The organism is Saccharomonospora iraqiensis subsp. paurometabolica YIM 90007, from assembly GCF_000231035.2.
Classification (GTDB): Bacteria; Actinomycetota; Actinomycetes; order Mycobacteriales; family Pseudonocardiaceae; genus Saccharomonospora; species Saccharomonospora paurometabolica.
Genome location: NZ_KI912209.1, coordinates 1,812 through 4,378, shown reverse-complemented (window position 1 = coordinate 4,378; position 2,567 = coordinate 1,812). Strand labels below are relative to the sequence as shown.

The window sequence follows — 2,567 nt, the reverse complement described above, 5'->3', positions numbered from 1 at the left end:
CCACCTCCCGGGCCAGCTCGGCCGGGGTCGTCACCCGCTCACCGTCCCGTCCGTTCCCGCACCTGCGGATGGTGCCCGGTGTGCGGGCGGTTGAACCGGCCCCGCCGGGAGCCCGCGCGGGCGGCGGGTGCTCAGTGGGCGCCGGTGAGCGTGCCCGCCAGGGCGTTGTGCCGCTGCTCGCTGTCGTCGTTCATCCCGGTGATGGTGACCTCCGTGCCCCGTTGCCGGTACTTCGTGGTGACCGCGTCCAGCGCGGCGACGCTGGAGGCGTCCCAGATGTGCGCGTCGGACAGGTCGATCACCACGGTGGACGGGTCGTTCGCGTAGTCGAACTGGAACACCAGGTCGTTGCTGGAGGCGAAGAACAGCTGGCCGGTGACCCGGTAGATGCGGGTGCTGCCGTCCGGGTCGAGCACGCTGTCCACCGAGACGACGCGGGCGACCCGGCGGGCGAAGGCCACCATCGCGACCAGCACCCCGACGACGACACCGATGGCGAGGTTGTGCGTGGCCACGGTGACGGCGACGGTGGTCACCATCACCACCGTCTCGCTCGGCGGCATCCGGCGCAGGGTTCCCGGGCGGATGCTGTGCCAGTCGAACGTGCCGACCGCCACCATGATCATGACGCCGACGAGGGCGGCCATCGGGATCAGCGCCACCACCTGCGCCAGGGCGACGACGAGCACCAGCAGGAACACGCCGGACAGGAAGGTCGAGGCGCGGGTGCGGGCCCCGGACTTCACGTTGATCATGGTCTGGCCGATCATCGCGCAGCCGCCCATGCCGCCGAAGAACCCGGTGACGACGTTGGCCACGCCCTGTCCCCAGGACTCGCGGGTCTTGTCCGAGTGCGTGTCGGTGAGGTCGTCCACCAGTTTCGCCGTCATCAGCGACTCCATCAGCCCCACCAGGGCCATGGCGAACGCGTAGGGCGCGATCGTGACCAGCGTGTCGAGCGAGAACGGCACGGCGGGCACGCCCAGCACCGGCAGCGTCCCGGGAAGGTCACCCTGGTCGCCGACGGTGGGCACGGCCACGCCCATCGTGATGGTGACGGTGGTCAGCACCAGGATCGCCACCAGCGGCGCGGGCACCGCCCTCGTCAGCCTCGGCAGCCCCACCATGATCAGCAGGCCCGCCGCGAGCAGCGCGTACACCGGCCACGCGACGTCGGTCAGATACGGCAGCTGCGCGAGAAAGATCAGGATCGCGAGGGCGTTGACGAAGCCGACCATGACGCTGCGCGGCAGGAACCGCATCAGCCGCGCCACCCCGGACACCGCCAGCACCACCTGGAGCAGACCGCCGAGCACCACGGCCGCGAGCAGGTACTCCACGCCGTGCTCCCGCACCAACGGGGCCAGCACCAACGCGACGGCACCCGTGGCCGCCGAGATCATGGCCGGGCGTCCGCCGGTGACGGCGATGGTAACGGCCATGGTGAACGAGGCGAACAGTCCCACGCGCGGGTCGACGCCCGCGATGATCGAGAAGGAGACCGCCTCCGGGATCAGTGCCAGCGCGACCACGAGCCCGGCCAGGGACTCGGTGCGCAGCACGCGGGGGGACAGCCAGGTGGGACGGCGGCGGAGGACAGCGGGCATCGAGCGCAGCGGAACAGGAGGCGACATCAGCTACTTTCGGCTTCGGGGAAAGGAAGAAGAGGAAACGGCAAGCCGCTCCGGTGAGGCTCGCAGCGCCGGGAGCTGACTCTACCTGTCGGTAACATCGCGCGGGCGTCGAGTGTGATCCAGATCAGAATCCGGGCCGCCCGCGACAACACGGGAAGACCCGGAAGAACCCGGAAGAACGGCAAACAACACGGACAACGAGAAACAGGAGACGGTATGGCGCGGATCCTCGCTCGGGCCAGGTCGGTGCAACTGCGTTCGATCGGGTCGCAACAGATGCGTCTGGCCGAATGGGCGACCGAGCAGGGGCACGAAATCGTCGGCTGGGTGGAGGACGAGGTCGAACCGAATCACGACCCGTTCGAGACGTCCCTGGCGGAGTGGTTCACCGGGAGCAGGATCGGGCTGTGGGACCGGCTCGTCGCCTGCACCACGTGGGGACTGACGACCTCGGACGAACACATGATCCGGCTGGACACCTGGTGCCGGGCACACGACAAGGGAATGGAGACGATCCTCGAGGGCGATGCCTGGCGCGCCACGCTGGACGCGTTCGGGTGAGCGGGTCGACCGACGCTGTCGCAAGCGTCGGGAACCGTTCCGGCGCTCAGCGCAGCAGGGTGCGGTAGATCTCCTCGAAGCGTTCCAGGGTGCGGGTGCGGGAATGGGCCGCGGCCACCGTGCGGCCCGCCGTGCCCATGCGGGTCCGGAGGTCGTCCGAGGTGAGCAGGCTTACGAGGGACCCGGCGAGGCCGTCGACGTCGCCCGGCCGGAACAGGAAGCCGTTGCGGCCGGGCGAGACCAGGTGCGGCAGGGCCACCGCGTCCGCGGCGACGACCGGCAGGCCGGAGGCCACCGCCTCCAGCGTGGCGATGCTCTGCAGCTCGGCCACGCCGGGGATGGCGAACACGTCCGCCGCCCGGTAGACGGTGG

At 70.2% G+C, this 2,567-nt stretch carries 3 protein-coding genes; 1 reads left to right on the top strand and 2 read right to left on the bottom strand.

Annotation, left to right across the window (positions count from 1 at the left end; genetic code table 11):
• Positions 1-131 precede the first annotated feature (131 nt).
• The gene (locus SACPADRAFT_RS0203365) at positions 132-1,607 is read right to left on the bottom strand and encodes a SulP family inorganic anion transporter (RefSeq protein ID WP_007027231.1); all 1,476 of its coding nucleotides are present in this window, start codon (positions 1,605-1,607) and stop codon (positions 132-134) included.
• A gap of 243 nt (positions 1,608-1,850) precedes the next feature.
• Here SACPADRAFT_RS0203365 and SACPADRAFT_RS0203360 point away from each other — a divergent pair, with 243 nt between their 5' ends.
• Positions 1,851-2,195: a hypothetical protein gene (locus tag SACPADRAFT_RS0203360; protein ID WP_007027230.1), complete on the top strand. Its 345-nt coding sequence runs from the start codon at positions 1,851-1,853 to the stop codon at positions 2,193-2,195.
• A gap of 46 nt (positions 2,196-2,241) precedes the next feature.
• Here the strand turns inward: SACPADRAFT_RS0203360 and SACPADRAFT_RS25400 are convergent.
• A partial coding sequence (locus SACPADRAFT_RS25400; protein WP_040923901.1) for a glycosyltransferase occupies positions 2,242-2,567 on the bottom strand: 326 nt, incomplete at its 5' end.